The following is a 6,176-nucleotide window of genomic DNA, read 5'->3' on the forward strand; positions in this document are numbered from 1 at the left end:
ACCTAGCAAGTGATTGTGGGGTTTATTCATTCTTTTTATTTTTTCTCAAATTATTCCTTGAAACAAAAGCCATTATTAATCCAAAAAAAACAAAATGGAAAAGTGATTTATAAATGTTAAATTCATCATTGAAAGAATAATTAAAACCAGCCATTAACAATGCAAATATAGATCCGGATACTAAAAATGTTTTAATAAAGAACGTTGTTTCAGGTTTCATAGTTTGTTAGAGTTAGAAAACTTTATTTTTGTAAGATATTTTTCAAATATAATTAAATAAAATTAATTTGAAAAACCATCCAGAAACCAACCCTATATAGCAATCCTTAATGAGCCTTAATTTCTAAATGGTTTAAAAATAAGAATACTTAATTCCCGGCTCCCCAATCAATCTTTCGCGAAAAATACATCACCGCCGCTAAAATCATGAAAAGACCAATGCTTCCTACCAACAACGCATAATCTTCCATTTGAATGATCACAAATATAAACGTGTATAATGCTGTTAAGGAAATACCAATAAACAACGGAAACTTTTTGTTCTTGAGAATTGAAATGGCATAAAATGAAATCAAAAGAATTACAGAACTTGCAGCTATAACATAGGCTAACGTAAAACTACTGTGTTCTGTAATGGAAATTAGCAATGTATAAAACATAATCAACGCCAATCCAATCATCGAATATTGAAAAATATGAATGTTGATTTTACTGATGGATTGAATCAGGAAAAAGATTAAAAAAGTTAAGCCAATAACCAAAAATCCGTATTTGGAAGCCCGTTCGTTTTGTTGGTATTCATCAACTGGAGTGATAAAATCTACGCCAAACGTATAAGGCCGCAAATTGGGTAACGATTCAAACGATTGTTGTGCAAACGGTCTGTTGAGGTGTAAAACTTCCCAATCGGCTTTGAAACCGTTAGCCGTAATTTCTTTGTTTTTTTCGTTGGGGATGTAATTCCCCATAAAACTCGGCGAATGCCAATTAGATTCCATCTTTGCAACCGTAGTTTTTCCAATCGGAGCAAAATAAATGCCTTTACTACCATTATAGTTGATGTTAAAGTTGAATGCTAACGAGACATCGTTTTGTAATTTTTGAAGGTTAACAACGCCGGTTTCTAACGTGGCAATTTTATCAGAACTCAAACTTTGTGTGGGCTCAAAAAGATAGGATTGATCACCGAGTTTTAAATTTACTTGACTTTTAATGCTTTTTAAATTGGTGGTTCTGATGATAATGGTAGCTTTTTCCCAAACAATATCCTCTTGCGGAATGTTGTTGATTTCAAAGTTTGGCTTGGCGTAATGTCCGGAAAAATTCATTTCGGCTGTAAACACATTTGATTTATACAAACCGCGTTCCAAGGGTTTTGCCATAGTAACCACACTTTTGTTTTTTAATTCTTCCGGGAAGAAATAAGCCGTTTGAATTTCAGTTTTTCGGGTTTTGATTTGTTTATTTGAAACGGGATCAATGACATAGGACTCACTGTATTTCTTATAAGGAATTTTTAAAATGGGTCCATAAAAATGAATGCTTTCTCCCCATTTTTCGGAAGTTTCAGAAACTACTTCTTTTTGGCGTTGTGTGCGTTCTTCAATTAAGTTTCTGACAAAGAAAAGCGGAATTAAAAGAATTAAAGTTAAAAAACCTATCAACATGATTTTGGCAGTGTTGGATTGTAAAAAGCCGGATTGTTTTTCCATTATATAATGAATTAGTGATTAAATAATTAAAATTTGATTTCGTTGGTTACGAGTAAAAAATAGAATAGAGCAATGGGAATATTGGCTAAAACAATTAGTATTTTAATCCCAAAATACGTTCTATGGTTGTGCATGAAAACAAAATGATGCAACAGATTCATCAACACGGCACCATTGGTAAAAATGGCAAGTAGTACATAGAAAATGCCGCAAACAATAACAATGTCTTTATCCGGTGCAACTTGATATAAAATCAAGAGTAACGTTCCAATTACAAATGAGCCAATTGCAATTTGTGTGGATAATTGTCCGGTTTGGAATTCATAGGTTTTTTGTGTCATAGTTTAAAATTTTTTGTTAGAAGAAAAAGTGGTTGAAGCCACGAAATAAATGAGTAATAAAAAGGTGCCAAATCCCAGTGTGAAATGTTGTACTTCACGAATGAATAATGATTCACAACAAGAAAAGACCAATTGCATCGGATTGGTTAAAATATCCCAACTGTTGAATCGGAGAAATCGGCCCAAATAAATTCCAAAAGCGGTTAAATAGAGAATCATAAAAATCAGAAATTGACTGATTTTTTTGGAATAGTGAAGGGTTAGAATTTTTTCAATCGTAAATAAGGAATACAAACCAAACAAGAATCCGGTAATAGCGAAAGAGGAAACAACTATTAAATCATACCAAATGGGTACAGTTTGAAATTTATCCAAATGAAAAAAATCGGTAATGATATAGAACGAATTCGGGAAGAACAACAACCACAGTAATAACATACCAATTCTCAATCCTTTCTTTTCTTGCAATGAAACAGATGTAGCTACTAGTGACGAAATTAAATAGGGTAAAGCCCCAAGAACTAAATTCCAAACCAAAAAGAAAAAGAACACACTTTGTGTCACTTTTGCCCGAATCAATAAGAGTAGAAAACAAAACACCGTTAGTGTGATTAAAACAACGGCTTCTTTTTTTCTGGTGTTTAAATAATAGGTTAGTTTTTTCATTTTTAAAGTACTTTGTATTTCAAAGTTAATGGATAAAAAAATAGGTCAGTTTTTTTTAATTAATTTTTCTAAAGCATCAATATGGTCTTGAAAAGCTTTTTTTCCAAGTTTGGTGGCTTTGTAACTTGTGTTAGGTTTTTTACCAATAAATTGTTTTTCAACAGCGATATATTCTTCAGATTCTAAAGCTTTTGCATGGGAGGCAAGGTTACCATCGGTTGCACCCAACAATTCTTTCAACGTGTTAAAATCGGCACTTTCATTTACCATCAGAATCGACATGATGCCCAGTCGTATGCGATGGTCAAAGGCTTTGTTTATATTTTGTATGATGTTTTTCATTTTGCAAAGGAAAGGAATTACTATTTTTTTTGGAACACAGATGGATAAAATTTGAAAAATTGAAAAGAATCTAAAAATCTAAAAATCGAACAATCCAAAAATCGAACAATCCAATAATCCAAAATCTAACTTCTTTCATATTTAAAATACATAATACTACCATATAAAATGTGACAAACGCCGAAACCTAATGCCCAAAATAATAAGCCATAGCCTAAAAACCATGTAGAAAGCAGGCCCAAAACAATAAAGGTTAATCCTAAATAACGAACACCTCCTATTGTATATTTACTGGCATTTACACAAGCTAATCCGTAAAAGATTAAGGTGAGAGGAGCAATTAGACCTAACATTTCTTTCTCAATAAGAAATAGTATAAAGAAACCTCCGGTAGCTAATGGAATTAAAAAGTTTATTACTAATCTTCTTGCTGTGCTGTTCCAAATGGTTTCATTGTTCTTTTTTGCTTTTTGAATGCTTAATAGAATTCCGGTTAGCAAAGAAAGTAAAGCTACAGATGCTGCAATCACTAATAGTCGGATAACCGCCTCTTCTGATATTACTAAATTCTTATAGGCTCCCATTGTTGACGTATCAAAGTAAATCGTTTTGTAAGCCATCCATGCTCCAATTAAAGCATAGGTTCCGGCTAAAATCCCAGAAAGTCCACTCAACGATAAAAATCGTGAGGAACGGTTCATTAAATTTTTGATTTCAGAAAGGTCGTTGAGGTATTTCTCGTTTTCCATTTTTAAAGTACTTTGAATTGCAAAGTAAAATATAATTTTTATTCTGACCAAAACATTTTTAGATTATTTTTGAAAAATGAAACCAGCTGAAGAATACATTTTAAATCAACCTGAATTATACAGAGAGATACTTCTGAATTTGCAAGTCATTATCGAAAAAGAATTACCGGAAGCTGTTTTGCTTTTCAAATGGAAAATTCCTTATTATTATGTAAACCGAAAACCATTTTGCTTTTTAAATGCAAGTCACAAAGGGAAATATGTAGATTTAGCTTTTAATAAAGGCTATCAACTTCAACAACATACGGAACTGTTGGTTGGTGAAAAGCGAAATACGTTTAAATCATTACGTTATTTTTCTTTAGAAGAAATTGACAATAAAGTTCTGGTTGATTTAATTAAAGAATCAAGGCTTTTCTATGAAAAAAAGCCTTTGTACTAATTATCTTTAGGGTTACTTACTTGCTATTGAGATAGTTTAAAAGTAATTACTCAAAATTCACTTTTAATTCAAACATCTTATCCCAATTCTTTCCTGTCACAAAAATAGTTTTTGTTTTAGGGTTGTATGCAATGCCATTCAGCACATCAATATCCGGATGTTGCGTGACTTGTTTTTTTAATTCAGATAGATTGATGATACCTTCAATAGCTCCGGTTTTAGGGTCAATTATAGCAATGGAATCTTTTTGATACACGTTGCCGTAAATTTTACCGTCAATCCATTCCAACTCGTTTAATGCAGTGATTTTTCGTATATTGGAATATACGTTAATGTAATCTGTCATTTCAAAAGTCTCCGGATTCATAATCCATATTTTTTCTGTGCCATCGGTTTGGTACAGGTTTGTACCGTCGTTGCACAAACCCCAACCTTGAATACGTTTGGTATAATTGAATGTTTTGATGCGTTCTAAGTTATCGGCATTGTAAACAAAACCCACCAGACTTGTCCAGGTGAGTTGGTACACTTTATTGTTTAAAATAGTAATGCCTTCACCAAATAAATCATCAGTTAGTTCTACAATTTGATGTACTTTACCTGTTTTATAATCGGTTTTTCTTAAACTTGATTTTCCTTTAGTTCGAGTTCCGGCACCTTCACCGTTTCCGGTTCCTTCAAACAGCGTGTCACGGTGAAATTCTAAACCTTGTGTATAGGCTTTGATGTCGTGCGGATAGATATTTATAATTGAATAAGAAAGTAGTTTAGGCTCCACATTTGAAACCAATTCTGAACGATAGGAAGTTTCCACATACTCCTTTTCAAAATAGATTAAAGCTTTCAGGTTTTGATAGCCTAATTTTTCATTGGCAAAAGCAAAGGTGAAAGGTTCGTTGCCCACTACTTTACCAATTTTTTTGTTGTTTACATAAAAAATAATACTGTCAATTGTCTTGTTTTTTGCATTGACAATGTCTAAAGTAGCTGCTTCAGTAGGGTTATATTGTGATTTTAAGACACTGGTGTTAAAAGAAAACCAATCCGATTTATCTTTTTTAGTGTCGTCACAACTAAGGAATAAAATGCTTAATAAAATGAATGAGAATACGTTACGGTTTTTCATGTGAATTATAATAGAATCGAAGCAAATATAACAATTTGAATCGAGTAAAATTACTTGCAAAAACATAAAAAGATTGTATATTTGCAGCGGCAAGTCCTACACGACCAGCTCCTGCAAACTCCTCCAGGGTGGGAACACAGCAAAGGTATGCGGTTGTAGCGGTGCGATGTAGGTCGCTTGCCATTTTTTTTTAATCTGAACTTGTTTCAGATTCTACTCTCAAACTTTCAGAAATTTTCCAAATTCTACCCTATGCAATTAAAATGGAAAATAGTGCAACATCAACTGAAAGAACCTTTCAAAATTGCGTATGGTGTATATAATTTCAGAAAAGCATTAATTATTTCGATTGATTTTGATGGAAAAATAGGTTTTGGTGAATGTACCGAAATTGATTATTATCACATTCATTTGGATGATTTTGTGAATGATTTAGAGCGAATTCAACCCATTTTCAACAATTTTGCAATTGAACATCCGTTTGATTTTTTCAAGAAACTGAAGACTTTATTATTACATCCTTTTTTGCAATCGGCAATCGATTGTGCGTTTTGGGATTTGTATGGAAAAATTGAAAATAAAACATTTGCAGAATTAAATCAACTACAAATAAATCATTTTCCTCAATCCTCCATTACGATTAGTATGGATGAGGAAGCGGTTCAACTCAAGAAAATCATCGATTCGGATTGGGAATTTTGTAAAGTGAAAGTTAATTCATGGTCGCCTTCCTTACGTGATGAATTGCTCGCTACCGGAAAAAAAATCAGCATCGATTCAAATGGTAGTTTTTCGTGG

Annotated in this window: 7 protein-coding genes, 1 other RNA gene and 1 pseudogene; 3 read left to right on the forward strand and 6 right to left on the reverse strand. The window is 32.5% G+C overall.

Going from position 1 to position 6,176, the window contains the following annotated elements:
• Window positions 1–368: 368 nt before the first annotated feature.
• The 5 genes from creD to B3L86_RS11220 form a co-directional block, all read right to left on the reverse strand.
• Window positions 369–1,712 (reverse strand): cell envelope integrity protein CreD, encoded by a 1,344-nt coding sequence (gene creD, locus B3L86_RS11200; RefSeq protein ID WP_291119060.1) that lies wholly within the window; start codon window positions 1,710–1,712, stop codon window positions 369–371.
• Between the two features lie 26 nt (window positions 1,713–1,738).
• Window positions 1,739–2,053: a hypothetical protein gene (locus B3L86_RS11205; RefSeq protein ID WP_291119063.1), complete on the reverse strand. Its 315-nt coding sequence runs from the start codon at window positions 2,051–2,053 to the stop codon at window positions 1,739–1,741.
• A 3-nt stretch (window positions 2,054–2,056) separates the two neighbouring features.
• On the reverse strand, window positions 2,057–2,719 hold the full coding sequence (locus B3L86_RS11210; RefSeq protein WP_291119065.1) for a DUF1361 domain-containing protein: 663 nt from the start codon (window positions 2,717–2,719) through the stop codon (window positions 2,057–2,059).
• A gap of 45 nt (window positions 2,720–2,764) precedes the next feature.
• Complete coding sequence (locus tag B3L86_RS11215) at window positions 2,765–3,061, reverse strand: winged helix-turn-helix domain-containing protein (protein WP_291119067.1); 297 nt, start codon at window positions 3,059–3,061, stop codon at window positions 2,765–2,767.
• A 125-nt stretch (window positions 3,062–3,186) separates the two neighbouring features.
• The gene (locus B3L86_RS11220; RefSeq protein ID WP_291119069.1) at window positions 3,187–3,810 is read right to left on the reverse strand and encodes a hypothetical protein; all 624 of its coding nucleotides are present in this window, start codon (window positions 3,808–3,810) and stop codon (window positions 3,187–3,189) included.
• A gap of 76 nt (window positions 3,811–3,886) precedes the next feature.
• Here B3L86_RS11220 and B3L86_RS11225 point away from each other — a divergent pair, with 76 nt between their 5' ends.
• On the forward strand, window positions 3,887–4,252 hold the full coding sequence (locus B3L86_RS11225; RefSeq protein WP_291119071.1) for a DUF1801 domain-containing protein: 366 nt from the start codon (window positions 3,887–3,889) through the stop codon (window positions 4,250–4,252).
• A 46-nt stretch (window positions 4,253–4,298) separates the two neighbouring features.
• Here the strand turns inward: B3L86_RS11225 and B3L86_RS11230 are convergent, their stop codons facing one another.
• Window positions 4,299–5,378: a glutaminyl-peptide cyclotransferase gene (locus B3L86_RS11230; RefSeq protein WP_291119073.1), complete on the reverse strand. Its 1,080-nt coding sequence runs from the start codon at window positions 5,376–5,378 to the stop codon at window positions 4,299–4,301.
• A gap of 87 nt (window positions 5,379–5,465) precedes the next feature.
• On the opposite strand from B3L86_RS11230, the gene ffs reads away from it, so the two are divergent.
• Together ffs and B3L86_RS11240 are read left to right on the forward strand one after the other, a co-directional pair.
• An RNA gene (gene ffs, locus B3L86_RS11235) (signal recognition particle sRNA small type) lies at window positions 5,466–5,564 on the forward strand.
• A gap of 66 nt (window positions 5,565–5,630) precedes the next feature.
• A pseudogene (locus B3L86_RS11240) lies at window positions 5,631–6,176 on the forward strand (chloromuconate cycloisomerase); the annotation flags it as partial.

This window comes from Flavobacterium sp. UBA6135 (genome assembly GCF_002428305.1).
Lineage (GTDB): Bacteria > Bacteroidota > Bacteroidia > Flavobacteriales > Flavobacteriaceae > Flavobacterium.

Excerpts from the sequence above, each read along its gene's own strand:
- creD (WP_291119060.1), bottom strand. The coding sequence starts at position 1,712 with ATGGAAAAACAATCCGGCTTTTTACAATCCAACACTGCCAAAATCATG.
- B3L86_RS11205 (WP_291119063.1), bottom strand. The coding sequence starts at position 2,053 with ATGACACAAAAAACCTATGAATTCCAAACCGGACAATTATCCACACAA.
- B3L86_RS11210 (WP_291119065.1), bottom strand. The coding sequence starts at position 2,719 with ATGAAAAAACTAACCTATTATTTAAACACCAGAAAAAAAGAAGCCGTT.
- B3L86_RS11215 (WP_291119067.1), bottom strand. The coding sequence starts at position 3,061 with ATGAAAAACATCATACAAAATATAAACAAAGCCTTTGACCATCGCATA.
- B3L86_RS11220 (WP_291119069.1), bottom strand. The coding sequence starts at position 3,810 with ATGGAAAACGAGAAATACCTCAACGACCTTTCTGAAATCAAAAATTTA.
- B3L86_RS11225 (WP_291119071.1), top strand. The coding sequence starts at position 3,887 with ATGAAACCAGCTGAAGAATACATTTTAAATCAACCTGAATTATACAGA.
- B3L86_RS11230 (WP_291119073.1), bottom strand. The coding sequence starts at position 5,378 with ATGAAAAACCGTAACGTATTCTCATTCATTTTATTAAGCATTTTATTC.